We start from the raw sequence: 16,525 nt of genomic DNA, 5'->3' as shown, positions 1-16,525 counted from the left end.
TTTCCTCACGCATGGAGTGACAGATCCGATGAAGCTCGCCTCAGCGCTCTCCGTCAGCATTCTCGCAGCGTCTCTCGTCCCCGTATCGGCAATATGCCCGCGCATCTTCGCGTTCGTTCCAAATTGGGACACAACGGTCTACGCCGCGGAAGACCAGGGCTTCGGCCCGATGGACCCCGCGCCGCCCACGGGCATCACCGTCGACGAGATCGTCAAAAGGTTCGGTGAGCGCGAAAGCCAGTTCAACCAGGCTCGCCAGAACTACATCTTTCGCCAGTCGGTGAAGGTTCAGACCATCTCCGACGACAACGGCCGCCCCGACGGCGAGTATCAGCAGGTCACCGATATTACCTTCGACAAGCAGGGCCGTCGCGCCGAGCGCGTCGTCTTCGCCCCCCAGAACAGCCTTGAACGCGTCCTGATGACTCCCGCCGACTTCGAAGAGATCGAACACCGTCTTCCCTTCGTCCTCACCGCGGAGGAGATGAATCAGTACGACATCAAATATCTTGGCCGCCAGAAGGTCGACGAACTCGACACTTACGTCTTCGAAGCTGGTCCCAAGACCCTCGAGAAAGGGAAGCGCTACTTCCAGGGCAAAGTCTGGGTCGACCAGCGGGACTTCCAGATCGTGCTCATCAATGGCCAAACCGTCCCTCAGGACATGCGGAAGGGCCACGAAGACCTGCAGCCCCCCTTCACCACGTATTACGAGCAGATAGACGGCAAATACTGGTTCCCCACCTATACCAAGGCCGAAGGAACCCTCCATTTTCCGGCATCGAACGGCGCCGCCCGGCAAGACGTGCACATGCGCAACATCGTCCGCTACACGGACTACAAACAGTTCCGTGCCACCAGCCGCATCATCTACAACGGCGAGGACATCACCAACAATCGGGCTCCCGAAGACGACAAGGACAAGCAACAGCAACCGCCTCCGGCCAATCCGCCGAAATAATTGCAGCTCGGGATCACTTCACGGCAAAACATCCCGGTCTCCTCTTTCGAGGCCGGGATGTTTTGCGTGAATGGAATCTTCGATGAATCCTGGTCGGGAGCCGCAGCTATGCCGTCTGGCAGTGGGCGTCCGGGTCGGCGTGCTGCTCCATCATCCACCGGTCCATCATGGTTCCCGCGCACCTGGCACCGCATAGATGCTTCACCCCATCTGAGTGCGCGTGGCCGATCTGCCATCGCGTCATCTTGATCAGGGGCTGATCCTCCTCCGGCTTCTGGCCCGGAAAACAATCCACCCAGGCCAGCCACCAGCCATCCGATTCCTTCTTCTTCCCACACACATCACACGTGTAGCTTTCGCTGTAAGCCATCTTTCGTCTCCACCCCTCAAAAAGTCTGCCTGCGGCCGCATTAGCGCAGCGACACCGGATCCACGCGACCGGAATCGGCCAGCATCTGCCAGTCCGACTCGTCCACCGCCTCGAAGTCCTCGCCCTTCACGGTCTTCAGGCGAGCCAGGTCACTGTCGCTCCAGCGCTTGTCCGGCTCGCCGATAATAAACCACGGTCCGCCGTTATCCGAAAGAATCATCCCGTACTTCTTCAGTCCCTTCAGGATGGTCTGGTTCTCCTTGGAGAACTTCGAGATGTCATAGTCTGCCTTCAGGCGGAAACGCTGGCCCATTGGCGGATAGCTTGGATCGGTGAGCTTCGAAGCAAAGTGCCGTGCCGGCCATATATACAGCCGCTGTGTCTTGAGAGTCGTAAACCGGATCGCGTGCTTGACCTCACCGGAGGCGACCTCGTCATACCGCAACAAGCCCGGAAGGATTGCCAGCCCAGCCGCGTCGGTCGAAGTCTTGTCAGGAGCGCGCAGAGCATTGCTGGTCAGGTCCATCTTGATTCCCGCGCCTCCGCTCCAGCTTCCATCCTTCTGCTTCACCGTGCCACCCAGTTCTGTCAGAACGCAGCGCCCCTCGTCCACCATGATGATGTGCCGGTCCGAATCCTCCGGAGCGTTCGGCCCACCTTCCATCAAAGCTCCCTCGGGGGTAGGGTAGTGTCCCGGATCGCTCTCGTCTCCGTACATGAAGGTGATGGGGACTCGCGGCCTGTTCGGCTTGATGATGGTGATGGGAATGCCGTTTGTCGGCTCGGAGCCAAAGTTGGGATGCAGTACCGACGCCGGTCCCATCCGCTGAATATAGTCCTCAGAGTGCTTGTCCTTCTTCAGCGTGTCGATCGGCGTGTTCCACACGTTGTCCGCGGGAAAGATCGGGCAACCGGCGATATGCGGGCCAGACCCCGAATTTGAACCTGCGGCACCCACCACGCCGGAGCCTACCGCTGCCAGCTTCGATGCGGCCATCACCGCATCCGCTTCCGTTGGAACCTTGGAGTGCCAGACAAGAATCACTACAGCGATGCCGAATAGAACTGCGCCTAACTGCTTCCTCTTGCTGGCCTTCATTCACCCTCCACCCACAGATGCTTACGAAACGAATCCGTTTGTCAGCACCATCATAATCTCCGAACTCAAAGCAAACCGGAATTTCTGTTTTGCATCCAATTCGATATCAGCCTTGGTTGGGTGCAGGGCTGTTGCCATTTGCGTTTCGTTCAAATGGTCCTCCCTCGCGTCTTTCGCGGCTTCTGTTTACCCGGCCCCTATATCGATCAGATTGTTGAAATTTACCCGCCTTAGGGGGGTTATATCTTGGGGTCTATTTTTATGGCAAAGGTTCTCGTCATTGGCGCAGGCGTAATGGGTCTGGCCGCGGCGTGGCAGGCAGTTCGCGACGGACATGAAGTCGATCTCGTAGAGACAGCGCCTGAGGCAGGCGGTATGGCAGCTCACTTCGACTTCGACGGCGACTCCATCGAGCGCTTCTATCACTTCGTCTGCCGTACCGACTACCCTACCTTCGAGCTTCTTCGCGAATTAGGCCTCGAAGACCGCCTCCAGTGGAGGAGGACCTCCATGGGCTTCTATACCGATGGACGTCTTCATCCCTGGGGAAACCCGCTCGCGCTCCTCCAGCTTCCCAATGCCCCTCTGCTCTCCAAGCTGCGCTATGGCTTGCTCGCTTTTGTCAGCACTCGCCGCGATCACTGGGCCGAGCTCGAAAACGAGTCCGCAAAGGATTGGATCATTCGCTGGTGTGGTGAGGACGCCTACCGGCGTTTCTGGAAGACGCTGCTCGAGTTCAAGTTCTACGAACACGCCGACAACATCTCCGCCGCCTGGATATGGACCCGCATTCGCCGCATCGGCCGCTCGCGTTCCAGCATCATGCACGAGCAGCTCGGCTACATCGAGGGCGGATCTCAGACCCTGATCGATGCCCTGGTTCACGCCATCGAATCCGGCGGCGGCCGCATCCACCTCGGCTCTCCAGTGCAGTTCGTTACGACTCAAAATAATCGCGTCACCGGTGCGGAAACCTCAGCCCGTCACTTCCCCGCCGATTTCGTCATCTCCACCACACCGACCCCCTTTGTCGCCGAGATGGTCCCCGATCTTCCCGAAGACTGGAAGCAGCGCTATCGCGCCATTCAGAACATTGGCGTCATCTGTGTCATCTACAAGCTGCGCCGTCCTGTCACCGAGCACTTCTGGGTCAACATCTCCGTCCCCGATCTCACCATTCCAGGCGTCGTCGAGCTCACCAACCTGCGCAGCGAGATAGGAAACTCCATCGTCTACATCCCCTATTACATGCCGACCACGAAGGAGAAATTCTCCTGGCCCGACGAGCAGCTGTTAGCGGAGGGTTTCGGCTGCCTCTTACGGCTCAACCCCAATCTCACTTCGGCTGATATCCTCGCCACCCGCGTCGCCCGGCTGCGGTTTGGCCAACCTGTCTGCGAGCCCGGCTTCGCCTCGAAGATCCCTCCCGTCCAAACCCCTATCGAAGGCCTTCAGATCGCCGATACCTGCTTCTACTACCCCGAAGACCGCGGCATTGCCGAAAGCGTCCGGCTAGGCCGCTCCATGTCCCGTTCCATTCCTGCCCCTTCGCCTGTACCTTCCCCCGTTGCGAAGCCTTCGACGCGGATGGAGACTGCCGTTTGAACTCAGCCTTCCCCAAAACAGTGACCGCCAAACCAGGGAACAAACCCATCCCCAGAAGTCACACTATGTCTTCAAAGAACCGCGCAGCGCTTACCTTGGGTGGGCTCTTCCTGCTCGCGCTCGTGATTCAGGTCGTCACCTTCAAGTGCAAAGCCGGACCCTATGATGAGTTCCTCTCCCTCTATGGAGCCGACCGCGTCCTGCATGGAGAGACTCCCTATCGCGAGTTCTGGACCATGTATGGCCCGGCCCAGTTCTATGTCATCGCCTTCTTCTTCAAGATCTTCGGAGTCAGCACCCTCACCGGTCGAATCTATGACGCCCTCATTCGCGCTGGAATCGCCTGCGCGTGCTTCGCCCTGGCTCGCCTGCTCATATCTACGCGATGGGCCTTCGTCGCCTTCGCAGCCGTAATTCTCTGGTTATCTGGCATCTACTATCCCGCCTATAACTTCCCCGTCTATCCGGCGATGTTGGCCTCCCTCGTCAGCTGCCTTTTCTTTACGCGATTTCTGCAGTCTTTCGAAGCCAAGCCCCTCTTCCTCGCCGGACTCTTTGTCAGCATCGCGACTATCTTCCGCCATGACTCCGGGTTTTACATCTGCCTGGCTGAGCTCCTCATGCTCGTCTGGCTCGCGGCTCTCCATCGCCGCTCCGGTCAATCTCTCAGCGACCTGCTGACCACGATCGGCAGGCGCGTCCTTCTCTACCTCACAGGAGTCGTTCTCATCGCCGCCCCTGTTTACGCCATCATCGTCCTGAAAGCAGGTCTTCAGAATGTCTTCTACGACCTCTTCTACGTTCCTGCGGTGATCTATCCCAAGGTTCGCAGCCTGCCCTTCCTCACCGGCGAGACGCTACAGCAACTCCACAAGCCTCTTTCCTGGGACGGTCGTATCGCCGTTGAGTCCCTCATCGTCTTTTTCCCCATTTTTGTGATCCTCTCGGCGTCTCTCTTCCTCATCACCTCGCGCCGGGCGCGCGTCTTTCCCACGAACTGGCAACGCCGCACCTTCTCTCTCCTGCTGCTCCTGGCCTCGCTCTTCTTTCTGAAAGGCCTGATCCGGGTCGGCCCGGTTCAGCTTCTTCAGAGCATCATCGTCTGCCTCATTGTGATGGCCGTGCTGTTCGGCCATCTGCGGCAGCTAAACCGTCCCGTCGCCGCCGCTCTGTACGCGACCGTCTTCTTCCTAACCCTATGCACCCTTCCGGTGCTCTCCCACATGCTCGGCTTCGCCCGAATCAACCTCCACCAGACGATTCATCCTGGGGACGCGGATTCCTACGCTCATCTCTGCCATCCTGCCCCCGAACTGAGCCGAGCACGCTGCATCCTTGTTGAGCCCGACGAGATCGCCGCCGTCAAAGACATCGAACGCCGCAGCTCTCCCGATCAACCCATCTACGTCGGCGACGGACGCCACGACCGAATCTTCTGGAACGATGTCCGCCTTTACTTCCTCTCCGGACGCAGCTCTATTACCCGGTGGCACGATCTTCACCCCGGCGTCCAGACCACTCTTCCAATCCAGAATCAGATCATCGACGCGATGCGGCGTGACGCTCCTCCGGTCATCGCGATCAATTCCACCTGGGACAACACCATCGAACCGAATCAGAGCCAATACTCCAGCGGAGTCACCGTCCTCGATGACTACATCCACGCCCACTATGTTCCGCGGGATATCTATGGAAAGATCAGCATCCTGACCCCGTCACCTTAGCAACAGGACGCTCACGCCGCCGGCTCATTGTGCTCGAAGTACAGATACTTCCGCCACGCCGCGTCTGCGCTCCCGATCATCCGCATAATGTGCCGTGAGGTATGCAGGGAGAAGGGTCTCGGCTCCCGCTTCAAGCGCATATCCGTCAACTCGTGAAGCAGCTGGTTGCCCTTCCTGCGATTGCAGGAGTGGCAACAGGCCACCAGGTTCTCCCACGTCGACAGCCCTCCGCGCGACCGCGGAATCACGTGATCCAGCGTCAGCTCCGCCGCTGTCAGCACCATATCGCAGTACTGGCAGCTGTTCCGGTCTCGCAGCAGGATATTCTTCCGCGACAGCGCCCGGGTCTGATGCGGGATTCTCCTGTACTCCAGCAATCGGATCACGCTCGGCATCGGGATCCGCATCCGCGCCGCGTGCAGTATGTTTCCCTGCTCCTCTTCCGTCCTCGCCACTCCCTTCAACACCAGGACAAGAGCCCGCCGCGCGCCGCAGATGTTGATCGGCTCATACGAGGCGTTCAGAACCAGGACCGGCGTCTGCATCGCAGGCTGACGAAAAACGCCGGCCCGGACCTCCACCCCCGTTAGTACTCGCGGCGTGCCACCCGGCAGATGTCCCGCGTGCCGCTTTCCACTGAATCCCTGCTTGCGCTTCTTTGCCGATTGCATCTTCCTGTCCTCCGGTTGAACACTCTCAGATCAAAAACCAGCTCCCGCTCTTCGCCCCGCCTCAGCTTTCAACTCATCCCGTGCAGACGCATCCCAACTCGCGACCATCTCCTTTTGCGCTCGTGCCACCGTCGCCACCCACACCTTCGCAGCTCCCGCCTGCCGCAATACGCGGGCGCACTCCCGCGCCGTCGCTCCAGTGGTATAGATATCGTCGATCAGCAGGACATTGCTTCCGCTCACCGCACCCGGATCCTTCACGGTGAAGGCTCCGCGAAGATTGCGTCTGCGCTCTCGCGTGCTAAGACCAAACTGACTCTCCGTCTGCCGTGTGCGAACCATGGCTCCATGCGCCAAGTTCAGGCGCCAGCCGGCGCCGCTCCGACCCAGGCTCTGCACTGCCTCTTCCGCCAGCAGTACGGACTGGTTATAGCCTCGCTGTCTCTGCTTAGGAGCAAACAGCGGAACCGCAATCACCACCAGCTCCCGTCCCATTCCGCCTGCGCCCATCTTCTCGATCACGAGAGCCAGCAGCCTGCCCAGGGGACGCGCCACAGCTTCTGCACGCTCATACTTCAACAGCTGGATTGCCTCACGCATTCCGTCTGTATAGACACCCCACGCCGCAGCACGTTCAAACTCCGGAGGAACCATCCTGCAAGGCGCGCACAGAACGCCTTCTCCCTCGATCTGCCGCGTAAAGCGCAATCCATCCATGTCGAGAGCCTCGCCACAGCGCGCACACAACTCCGCCGTCTGCTCTCGCAGCGCATCCACACATTCATCACATAGAGGGGAAAGCCCAGCACTCGTCAGCGGTCCCCCACAGACCCTGCAATCGGCTGGAAAAAAGGTTGTTACCAGATCGTCGACGACAGCCCGAACCATTTGGCCCGGACTCTTCAGCACGCGGGACACAGCGCGCCACTCCTCTACACCACCCGGTGGTCCTCCAGGCGGAGCTCCCTGGGCATTCCTGAGCGAATTGTCCATCCAGCGTTGGCTGAAGACGCACCTCACTCTTAGCAACGAACAATCGTGCCGATGCCCGAAGTATAGTCCTCACCCGCTCCCCTACGTCAAGAATCCCGCACCACGGCAGGTGCGCCTTGTGCTACACCTGAAGCTATGGTTCGTGTCCTCACCTGGTGTGCCAAGTGCCTCTTTCTCTACCTTCTCGTAGCGATGCTCGCCATCAAGTTTGCCTGGATCTTCGTCCTTCCCGTCTGGGCCATCGGCACCAAGATGCACTGGACCACAATCAGCCGCTTCGTCTTTCTTTTGAACTATTTCCTTCCCATCTTCGCGATCTCCGGCTTCGTCTTCGGCTGGATTCCCTTCGGACGCCTGCGTAAGGCCCTCATCGACATCGCTCCCGGCCTCGCCCGCTTTGTTGAGCCCGATAGGATCTCCGCAATTTACCTCGCCTGGGTGCCGGTAACCCTCGCCTTTCTCGTCCGCTTTTTTACCTGGCAGTCACGGAACGCCAGTGTTCTGGGCGGCAGAGATACGGCTGGCCGAACAGCCCGCTTCTTTGGAACTCTGAACTCCCAGACACCCGCGCTCTTCGACAGTCGCTGGGCGCAGGACCGCTTCCTCTATACCGGACCGATGTTCTTCCTGATGGCCTGCGCCATCGCCGTTCTGCTTCGCCACGTCATCTTTGGTCGGCCCTCCTTGCCCGACGAAGTTGCCGCGTCTGAATCGGCAGAATAGACGACGACAGACGTTCTTCTCCGCGTCGCAGCGGGTTATCGCTGGTACACTCAACCAGCCGCAACGCCACGTGACGCGGAGACCTCTTTACCATGGCGACCACAACTACCAAGCCCGTCTTCCAATCCTTCGTTCCCGCCACCGAGTCGCGGCCCGAGTTCACCGTACGCGCCCTTCTCCTCGGAGCCATCTTCGGCATCCTCTTCGGAGCCGTCACCGTCTACGTCGGCCTCCGAGCCGGACTCACGGTCGCTGCCTCCATTCCCATCTCTGTCCTCTCCATCTCCATCCTGCGAGCCTTTGGCCGCGCCTCGATCCTCGAGAACAACATCGTCCAGACCACCGGCAACGCAGGGCAGTCGATCGCCTCCGGAGTCATCTTCACCCTCCCGGCCCTCATCTTCCTCGGCTTCGATCTCGAGTCCACCCGCATCTTCGCCCTCGCTCTCTTAGGAGGCTGGCTCGGCGTCCTCTTCATGATCCCGCTGCGCCGCCAGCTCATCGTCCAAGAGCACGGCACCCTCACCTACCCGGAAGGCACCGCCTGCGCCGACGTCCTCATGGCCGGCGAGCGTGGCGGCTCCTTTGCCTCCCGCGTCTTCCTCGGCCTCGGTCTCGGCGGCCTCTATACCCTCTTCCAGAACGAGAACCTTTTCAGTCTCTTCCCTTCGACCCCCAACTACTCCCCCGACCTCGGTGAGCAGCATCTCCTCCGCGGCGGAGCCATCCGTGCCGACGTCACCCCCGAATATCTTGGCGTCGGATACATCATTGGCATGCGCGTCGCCGCCGTAATGCTCGCCGGAGGCGTCTTCTCCTGGCTCGTCCTGATGCCCGCCATCTACTTCTTCGGATCGCATCTCTCCACGCCGCTCTATCCCGGCACTACGCTCATCCGTGACATGTCGCCTTCCGATCTCTGGCGCACCTATGTCCGCCCCATGGGAGCCGGAGCCGTAGCCTGCAGCGGACTCATCACGCTGCTCCGCACCGCGCCAACCATCCTCGCCGCACTCGCTGAAGGCTTCAAATCCCTCGGGAAAAACAAGGGCGAAGTGCGCGATGCATCCACCTCCACGCCGCGCACAGAGCATGACCTCCCCTGGTCGGTCGTCATCGGAGGCTCGGTCCTTCTCGTCGCCCTGCTCTGGGTCTTCCTCCAGTTCAAGCCTGTTCCCGGAGCGCAGGTTGGGGCCTTCGCCAATCTCGCCGCCGCTTTCCTCGTCGTTCTCTTCGGCTTTCTCTTCGTCACCGTCTCCGCGCGTATCGTCGGCATCGTCGGCTCCAGTGCTTCGCCGGTCTCCGGCATGACCATCGCCACTCTGATGGCCACGGCGGCCATCTTCCTCGTCAAGGGCTGGACCGCCCCCGCCTTCGGGGCCCTTGCCATCACCATCGGAGGCATCGTCTGCATCGCCGCCGCCAACGCTGGAGACACCGCCCAGGACCTCAAAACCGGTTACCTGATTGGAGCCACACCCTGGAAGCAGCAGCTCGCCATCATGATCGGCGTAATCGTCTCGGTCCTCTCCATCGGGATCACCCTGAACGCCATGAATAAGGGCCTCGAGAGCTTCCAGCGCATGCCGCGTCCCATCACGCTGAATCTCTCACAGCTTCCCGACGGAGTACAGAACCAGGGCAACTTCACCCGCGACCGCATCACGCTCGCACATACCGAAGATCAGGGTGCCCCATCTTCGCCGACAGCTTCATCGTCGGCTAAGGTGGGTTCGCAGAATGCGCAAGAGATCACCAACGCCCGCAGCTACATTCTGCTCAACGCCATCGGCTCTTCCACACTCGCCGACGGCAAGTACCTCTACAATCCCGCCACCGGCGAGATCGAAGTTCAGTGGACCCAAGGCATCGGCAGTGAAAAAGCCGCCGCCCCACAGGGCCGCCTGATGGCCACCGTCATCAACGGAATCCTCAGCCGCAAGCTCCCCTGGTCGCTCGTCCTGCTTGGCGTAGCTCTCGTCATCATGATCGAGATGCTCGGCGTCCGCTCCCTCACTCTTGCCGTGGGAGCCTACCTCTCCATCGGCACCACACTCGCCATCTTCGTCGGCGGAGTCATGCGCTGGATGGTCGATCGCGCCGCCGAAAAGAACTCCGAGATCGGCGCCGAGGCGGAGCTGCAGGCCTCACTCGAACTTTGGAGCCGCGACCGGGACGCCTGGCTGGCACAGCATCCCGATTTCAATCCCGCCAACCCCGAGCATCTAGACACATCCACCGGGCTCCCTGACAGAACCTTCTGCCTTCGCAATCCCGAGATCGAATCCGAGATCTCCTCCGGCTCTCTCTTCGCGTCTGGTTTAATAGCAGCAGGCGGCATCGTCGGCCTGCTCGGGGTCGCCATCAAGCTCTACGAATCCGCCACCGATCGCACCATCCCCCGGTTCAGCGACCACAATCCGCTGCATCACGATTGGGTCAGCGTCCTCATGTTCGCCCTGCTCGCCTACTCGCTCTACTACTTCGCGCGCAAGCCGCTCGATCAACCCGATAAGGTATCCCGATGAAAAATCTCTCCCTCGTTCTACTGCTCTCCTTCGCAATGGCTCCGCTCGCCCACGCCGACGACGCCTCCAAGCGCGCCAAGGTCGAAGAGCTGATCCAGGTGACGAAACTGAGTCAGATCATGGACCAGATGACGAGCCAGATGACTACGCGCATGAGGACTGTCGCTGCCCAGCAATCGGCCAACCACACCTTCACTCCCGCCCAGCAAAAGCTCATCGGCGATTACATAAACCAGATTCAATCCATCACACAGGGCGCAGTCTCCTGGGACAAGATCAAGCCCACCGTCGTCGAGGTCTATGCCGAGACCTATACCGATCAGGAGCTTGATGGCATCATCGCCTTCTATCGCTCGCCCGCCGGCCAGGCCCTCATCGCCAAGTCTCCGCAGCTGATGAGCCGGACCATGCAGCTCGTACAGACGCAGATGAGCGAAGTCCAGCCGCAGATCCAGCAGGCCAATGCAGACTTCAACCGCAAGATGAAGGAACTTGGGCCTGTGCCTCCCGCGTCCACTCCCGCACCGGCGCCAGCCCCGGCGGCCAAACCTTAGCTGCATCGACAAGCTGATGATGATGGATCCGATCTGCGACACGCCTCTGCGTTCAGCTGGCGTCGTGCATCCTCATCGCAGCTTTTCTTTGCTGAGCTCCTCGTCATGCTTTTCGATCTGCTCCGATTCTCGCGGCTTAAGACTCCGCAGAATCTCCAGCAGTTTGGCAGGCTGAAAGGACTCCACCCGCTTATCCGCGCTTGGACAATACGCCCCACCGGGTGCGCAGATCACGATCACAGGAATATCCGGATTCGCCGCCTTAAAGTTTTGAGCCAGATCCTCCGCGGAGATATCGTCCATCTCTCCATCCATCACGATTCCATCCAGCGCGGGAAAACGCCGAAAGATTTCGAGCGCCTCGGGTCCGCTGTAGGCTGTAATTACATTGAACTTCGCTGTCTCAAGCACCAGCTTTCGGGTTGAGATACTCCCCGGAAACTCCCGGTCGATCACCAGAAAACACGGCCTTATCATTCGCGAATTATCCCTGATTGCGGAATGGGATGTCACTTTGGCTGACGAAGGATTCTCCGCTACCGCAAGCCTTCCTTGTCTTTACATTTGGAAGCTGGTTTCTGGTCCTACCAATTCTCTGCTAGCATGGCTGCGCCATGAATACCATCAACTCTGCCCGCCGCGAACTCCTCAAGCTCAGCGGCATGGGGCTGGCCGCTGTTGCCGCCACCGCCGTGCCTTCAGCCTACGCCGCTCCCCGATCTGCCTCCGCAGCCTTTCCAGGCGGAGCCATCTTCGACATTCGTTCTTTCGGGGCAGTCGGCGACGGCAAGACCGTAGATTCGCCCGCCATCAACAAGGCTATCGAGGCCGCTGCAGCCGTTGGTGGGGGCACCGTCTTCTTCCCAGCGGGGACCTGGCTCTCCTTCTCCATCCGCCTGAAGAGCCATGTCTCGCTCTATCTCTCGCAGGGCTGCATTCTACTCGCCGCCGACTCTCCCAAACCCGGCGAGACCACTGGTTACAACGGGGGAACCTACGATGCCGCCGAGCCCAACACCGCCTGGGACGCCTACCAGGACTACGGCCACAACCACTGGAAGAACTCGCTCCTCTGGGGCATCGATATCCAGGATGTCTCCATCATCGGCCCGGGTCTCATCTACGGCAAAGGCCTCAGCTACGGCGCCGGCCCCGGACGCCCTCCCGGTGCCCCCAAGACCACCGGCTTCGGCCCCGAGCGCCCCGCCGGATCGCCTCCTCCACCCCCGCGTCCCGCTCGCGGCAACTACACCATATTCCAGGCCGAGCAGCCCGGCGTCGGCAATAAGGCCATCGCGCTCAAGAACTGCCGCAATGTTCTCTTCCGCGACTTTTCCATCCTCAAGGGCGGCCACTTCGGCCTTCTGCTCACCGGCGTCGACAACCTCACCATCGACAATCTCACCATCGACACCGATCGCGACGGCATCGACATCGACTGCTGCCGCAACGTCCGCGTCTCCAATTGCTTCGTCAACTCCCCCTGGGACGACGGTATCTGCCCCAAGTCCAGCTATGCTCTCGGCTATGCTCGCGCCACCGAGAACATGACCATCACCAACTGCTACGTCGCCGGCTCCTGGGAGCTCGGAACCATGCTCGACGGAACCTACAAGAAGTTCCCCGCCAATACTCCGCGCCTCGCCCATAATGGACGCATCAAGTGCGGAACCGAGTCCAACGGCGGCTTCAAGAACATCACCATCTCCAACTGCGTCTTCGAAGCCTGCATGGGACTCGCCCTCGAGAGCGAAGACGGTGCCCTGTGCGAAGACATTGCCATCTCCAATATCACCATGCGCGACGTCGTCAACGCCCCTCTCTTCTTCCGCCTCGGCTCACGTCTGCGTGGCCCGAAGGAGAGCACAAAGGTCGGCACGCTGCAGCGCATCGTCGTGGATAACCTCGTCAGCTATAACACCGTCCCGCACATATCCTCCATCCTCAGCGGAATCCCCGAATATCCCATCAAGGACGTCAAACTCTCCAACATCTTCATCCAGCACCAGGGCGGAGGCACCGCCGAAGCAGCCAAGATCGTCATGCCGGAAAACGCAGACAAGTATCCCGACCCCGGCATGTTCGGCCCTGAGACTCCATCGCAGGGCTTCTTCCTCCGCCACGTCAAAAACATCGAGATGAGCCACGTCGAGGTTGCGCCCGCACAGGCCGACCAGCGCCCCAGCTTCTACCTCGAAGATGTCAACCGCGCCGACTTCATCGCCGTCACCGCACCCACCAGCCCCGCGGCCTTCGCGCTCAACAAGGTCACCGATCTTCGCGTCGCGATCAGTCGCGCGGCCAAAGACACGCAACTCGAAACCGCCGACAACCAGAGCCTTTAAAACACAAAAACCATGCGGGCTCCATCGTTCGCGACGATCTCATCGTTGCGAACGATCGGAATGCCCGGCTTCGCGCTCATCGCCTGGTCTTTGTTCAACTGCTACAGACGAGCCCCGCTCCACCCAGTTGTGTAGAAGCTTTCCATCCTCCCGGATCGCCCACACCGCAGTTCCGGTAAATGAAATCGGCTTCTGATTTGGCTCAGTAGCAATTAATCCATTGTTCTTGCCTGAAACCCTCCACCGCGACGCCACGCGGCTGCCATCTGCGTTCTGAAAGGTCTCAATCACTTCAAAGCGGAAGTCCGTGATCTTTGCAAGAAACTGTCCTACCCAGGCGATAAAGTTCTCCTTGCCTACGATATCGACGCCGCCCGTTGTAATCACGAAATCATCCACCACGAATTTTTGAACTGCCTCTGGATCACGTGCACTCCAGACAGCCTCCCAGAAATCTTCCACGATCTTGACAGAGTTCATCTCTCTCACCTCATCCCCGTTCCATCAGAGGTAGGGATGATTTTAGAATGACCCACATAGCGTAAGGATTCACTCTCCCCGCAGCGTAAAACCGCCCTCTCGACGCAAGGCTTCTATCTGAACTGCAGTCAAGAGAAGCCGACGAACTATGGAGCTGGAATCAAGGACTCGCCCCTCTCATCCATCCCTTCCTTGCGCCCTGTCTGACGGTCTTACCGCACCACAAGCACACGAGACTCATAGGCGCTCAGTTGAAGCTGGATCGACCTGCCGCCGCTCTTCCCAGACGAGCGCACCTCACCAACCTTCCCGATCTGTGCATCCCATCCTTCAACGCGCTGGCCGCTGCTGCGCAACAGAACCCTTTGCGACAGCGCGTGCGGACCTTCGTTGAACAGCACGTATACATCCGCATCCTTCAGCCTCCGCTTCATCACGCGGAGCGACGTGTCGGGACTCTCCAACTCCATGTCACCATGCTTCACAACACCGTGCAGCGCGTCCTCGATCGAGCGAGGAACAATCTGCGGTGAAGGAGCCTCAGCAGGTGGTTGTGCCGGAGGCGTCGGTGTCTCCGCGAGTTGAGCATCGGTTACCACCTTCGCCCATGCAAAGTCCTTCGCGGAAGCTTCCCTCGCATCGAGATATGTCTTTCCCGAGATCATCGTCGGCACATGCCCCAGAAACAACACCGCACCACCGCCCCCGGCAAACTCACGCAGACGATCGAGCGCAGCCTGCGAGATCACAGCCTCACCCGGAAGAATCACCGTTTCGTATCGATTCCCGCTCATCGTCTCAAAGACGCCCTTCGCTGCTTTCAAATCTTTGGACAGAGCATCCTCACTCACGATATCGAAGTCGACCTGCCGTTCTGAAAGCAATCGCTCGGTCGAGACAAACGCCGTATCTGCTGCCTCATCCCCCATCCACATCGCACTCGAGGGCAGATACAGCGCCACCGAGGCCGCGGGCCTTCCCATCGACAGTAGATAACTCATCCGTCGCACATACTCCAGCAGTGCCGGGTAGCCCGCTTCTTTCATGTAAGGCGAGCCTCCGCGTCCCCCCGTCGTCGCAGGAAAGTACATCGTCTCCACCAGGTTCACGCCCCGCACGAACTGCTCGTTCAGGATGTAGAGAGCCATATCGACGTCGGGCTCCGGCCTGTAGGCCGCGAAGCTCTCCGTAAACGCCCGCGGCTTGCCGTACACATGCGACACTGAAGCCGCCAGCCGCGGAAAATCCGAGATCGTGTCCTTCCAGATCTGGTGCCAGATCGAATCGATCCCCGGAACCTGCACATAGCGCATATCGCGAAAAAACTCTCCCTCGCTGTGGACCAGCTGCATCTCCATCTCTTCGTGATTCAGGTGGACCTGGTACTCCAGATGATTCGCGGCGCACCAGTCTCCCTGCGGCTTGAAGAAGCCATCGCGGAACATCTGCGAGAACACATCGGAATAGTCTGCCTTCGCCCGCCGTTGCCTCTCCGTCATCTCCGCAGGCTTTCCAAAAAACGAGGCAAGATAAGGCCGCACATCGTAGCCCTTCACCGCTGTAAAGCGATCGAAGAACTTCGGCGTCCACGGCAGTCCGCGAATCGAATAGTCGGGCTCGTCTCCGCGAAACCCCAGGATGGTTTTGCCGAACTCATCCCCGACAACTTTCTTGTACTGCTCGTGCGTGAACGTAAGATACTGTGCGGTCGCCGCCGGGTCCAGGTAATCCTCCAGCGACTGCGAGCCGTCCTTCACGTTCTTCGGATTCGTGTCGCTCCTCGTCGGCGACGTGCTGAACCGGTGCTCTACAACCGTCACCGTCCAGTTCCCCGCCGGAGCCGTCCACTTCATCACTCCATTCGAGAATGGAATCTCTTCCGTCCTGCTTCCGTCAGCGTTCCTCGCCGTTACCGCGACCGTCTCCGGCTTCAGGGTACGCGTCACTGCTTCGCCGCCATTTACAGGAATCGTCTCTGCCGCGACCAGCGCCTGCATCCGCAGTTCAGGCTTCTCCGCCGTGAACCTGCCGCCCGCGAACCCGCTGGGATAACCGGCGTCATCCACAATCCACACGCGCATGTCGCGCTTCTTCGCCTCGTCCACAAAGCTGCGAAAAAATCGGAAGTACTCTGGAGACAGGTAAGCAAAAGGCGCGCCACGCCCATATTGAACCGTGACGGCTCGGTACCCAAGCCGTTGCATCGTATCCAGGTCGCGGCGAATCACCTCTTCATTCACTGCGCCATTCAATCCGTAATAAGGCTCAGGACCGTACTCGGACGGAGGATTCACCCATCGTTTCGCGACCGCAGCTGCTGCCGGCATCTGAATGCTCTGCCACGCCTGTTGCGCCTCGCACTGCACTAACGCCGATGCTGCAAGAAGGATTCCCAGCTTTTTGAACACGCTATCTCCCGGTCTGTAAACCTGCCCTTTTATACAGATCATCCCTTGAAATAGTTTCACCTTG

At 59.7% G+C, this 16,525-nt stretch carries 14 protein-coding genes; 7 read left to right on the top strand and 7 right to left on the bottom strand.

Features of this window, described 5'->3' with window-relative positions; all coding sequences use genetic code 11:
- Window positions 1–28: 28 nt before the first annotated feature.
- Window positions 29–961: a hypothetical protein gene (locus AC5S26_RS05295; RefSeq protein WP_494183805.1), complete on the top strand. Its 933-nt coding sequence runs from the start codon at window positions 29–31 to the stop codon at window positions 959–961.
- 106 nt (window positions 962–1,067) lie between these two features.
- On the opposite strand, the gene AC5S26_RS05290 is transcribed toward AC5S26_RS05295, so the two are convergent.
- Together AC5S26_RS05290 and AC5S26_RS05285 are read right to left on the bottom strand one after the other, a co-directional pair.
- Complete coding sequence (locus tag AC5S26_RS05290; protein ID WP_494183804.1) at window positions 1,068–1,331, bottom strand: hypothetical protein; 264 nt, start codon at window positions 1,329–1,331, stop codon at window positions 1,068–1,070.
- A 40-nt stretch (window positions 1,332–1,371) separates the two neighbouring features.
- On the bottom strand, window positions 1,372–2,430 hold the full coding sequence (locus AC5S26_RS05285; RefSeq protein WP_494183803.1) for a hypothetical protein: 1,059 nt from the start codon (window positions 2,428–2,430) through the stop codon (window positions 1,372–1,374).
- Between the two features lie 261 nt (window positions 2,431–2,691).
- On the opposite strand from AC5S26_RS05285, the gene AC5S26_RS05280 reads away from it, so the two are divergent.
- Together AC5S26_RS05280 and AC5S26_RS05275 are read left to right on the top strand one after the other, a co-directional pair.
- On the top strand, window positions 2,692–4,035 hold the full coding sequence (locus tag AC5S26_RS05280; RefSeq protein ID WP_494183802.1) for an NAD(P)/FAD-dependent oxidoreductase: 1,344 nt from the start codon (window positions 2,692–2,694) through the stop codon (window positions 4,033–4,035).
- A gap of 65 nt (window positions 4,036–4,100) precedes the next feature.
- The gene (locus tag AC5S26_RS05275; RefSeq protein WP_494183801.1) at window positions 4,101–5,759 is read left to right on the top strand and encodes an ArnT family glycosyltransferase; all 1,659 of its coding nucleotides are present in this window, start codon (window positions 4,101–4,103) and stop codon (window positions 5,757–5,759) included.
- A gap of 11 nt (window positions 5,760–5,770) precedes the next feature.
- Here the strand turns inward: AC5S26_RS05275 and AC5S26_RS05270 are convergent, their stop codons facing one another.
- Window positions 5,771–6,430 (bottom strand): HNH endonuclease, encoded by a 660-nt coding sequence (locus AC5S26_RS05270; protein WP_494183800.1) that lies wholly within the window; start codon window positions 6,428–6,430, stop codon window positions 5,771–5,773.
- Between the two features lie 30 nt (window positions 6,431–6,460).
- Window positions 6,461–7,423 (bottom strand): ComFC family protein, encoded by a 963-nt coding sequence (locus tag AC5S26_RS05265; RefSeq protein WP_494183799.1) that lies wholly within the window; start codon window positions 7,421–7,423, stop codon window positions 6,461–6,463.
- Between the two features lie 135 nt (window positions 7,424–7,558).
- On the opposite strand from AC5S26_RS05265, the gene AC5S26_RS05260 reads away from it, so the two are divergent.
- The 3 genes from AC5S26_RS05260 to AC5S26_RS05250 all read left to right on the top strand — a co-directional run bounded on the left by AC5S26_RS05260 (window position 7,559) and on the right by AC5S26_RS05250 (window position 11,228).
- Entirely contained in the window at window positions 7,559–8,146 is a 588-nt protein-coding gene (locus AC5S26_RS05260) for a hypothetical protein (protein WP_494183798.1), read from the top strand.
- A 92-nt stretch (window positions 8,147–8,238) separates the two neighbouring features.
- On the top strand, window positions 8,239–10,674 hold the full coding sequence (locus AC5S26_RS05255) for an OPT family oligopeptide transporter (protein ID WP_494183797.1): 2,436 nt from the start codon (window positions 8,239–8,241) through the stop codon (window positions 10,672–10,674).
- A complete protein-coding gene (locus tag AC5S26_RS05250) occupies window positions 10,671–11,228 on the top strand; it encodes a DUF2059 domain-containing protein (RefSeq protein ID WP_494183796.1) in 558 nt (185 codons plus the stop codon). Before AC5S26_RS05255 ends, AC5S26_RS05250 begins: the two co-directional genes overlap by 4 nt.
- Window positions 11,229–11,300: 72 nt before the next feature.
- On the opposite strand, the gene AC5S26_RS05245 is transcribed toward AC5S26_RS05250, so the two are convergent.
- Window positions 11,301–11,705, bottom strand: a complete 405-nt coding sequence (locus AC5S26_RS05245; RefSeq protein ID WP_494183795.1) for a response regulator — start codon at window positions 11,703–11,705, stop codon at window positions 11,301–11,303.
- A 137-nt stretch (window positions 11,706–11,842) separates the two neighbouring features.
- On the opposite strand from AC5S26_RS05245, the gene AC5S26_RS05240 reads away from it, so the two are divergent.
- Entirely contained in the window at window positions 11,843–13,573 is a 1,731-nt protein-coding gene (locus AC5S26_RS05240; RefSeq protein WP_494183794.1) for a rhamnogalacturonidase, read from the top strand.
- Window positions 13,574–13,612: 39 nt separating this feature from the next.
- Here AC5S26_RS05240 and AC5S26_RS05235 read toward each other — a convergent pair whose 3' ends face one another.
- Entirely contained in the window at window positions 13,613–14,053 is a 441-nt protein-coding gene (locus AC5S26_RS05235; RefSeq protein ID WP_494183793.1) for an ester cyclase, read from the bottom strand.
- 212 nt (window positions 14,054–14,265) lie between these two features.
- Entirely contained in the window at window positions 14,266–16,461 is a 2,196-nt protein-coding gene (locus AC5S26_RS05230) for a glycosyl hydrolase (RefSeq protein ID WP_494183792.1), read from the bottom strand.
- Window positions 16,462–16,525: the final 64 nt, after the last annotated feature.

Source organism: Edaphobacter sp. FHG110511_03, assembly GCF_059115365.1.
The sequence above is the reverse complement of the archived record's forward strand: the minus strand, read 5'-3'. Positions and strand labels throughout refer to the sequence as shown.